This window comes from Elstera litoralis (assembly GCF_000963705.1).
In the GTDB taxonomy this organism is placed as follows: Bacteria; Pseudomonadota; Alphaproteobacteria; order Elsterales; family Elsteraceae; genus Elstera; species Elstera litoralis.
This window is the reverse complement of the sequence record NZ_LAJY01000999.1, coordinates 1-570: the sequence shown is the minus strand read 5'-3', so window position 1 is coordinate 570 and position 570 is coordinate 1. Positions and strand designations below refer to the sequence as shown.

Genomic DNA, 570 nt, shown 5'->3' with positions numbered 1-570 from the left:
ATGTTATAGGTCACATAATAACCAGCCCACGTTCCGTCGTGGTCAATGCGATCATTACCCGATCCACCGATAATGGTTAGGTTGGTGCCGGGGTCCGAGACGGGCGCGTAGGTGCCGTCTTGAGTAGTGTTGGAACCCGAAATGAAAGAGTAAATATTGTTGCCATCGCCGAGATCGGCAAAATGATCTCCGAAACCCACCGAGATAGTATCATCGCCATCGCTTGCATTGACCGTACTATCACCACTTCCCAGCGTGACACTATCGTTGCCTGCATAGGCGTTCACGACATAGTCGCCATCGCCCTGGGTCAAAACGTCATCACCCGTCGTCAGATTAATCGTCGTCGGCATCGTCTTACCTCGAAAAAGAGAATATCCACCTCCACTATGCCATTCATTTTCGATGAATAAATGAACAAAAGATTAAACACGAAAAATCTGATTAATGTTCAATCATAAATACGGTTATCAACCATCTGATGACTCGATAGTAATACGTAAAATCAACCACAAAATGAACAATTATGTCACTGCACCCTCAATACAATCGTAATTCGACACTGGCTTT

1 protein-coding gene is annotated in these 570 nt (G+C 45.1%); it reads right to left on the bottom strand.

All coding sequences use genetic code 11. The annotated features are described in order from the left end of the window. On the bottom strand, positions 1-353 hold a 353-nt coding region (locus tag VZ95_RS21145; RefSeq protein WP_045777629.1), incomplete at its 3' end, for a calcium-binding protein. Between the last annotated feature and the right edge of the window lie 217 nt (positions 354-570).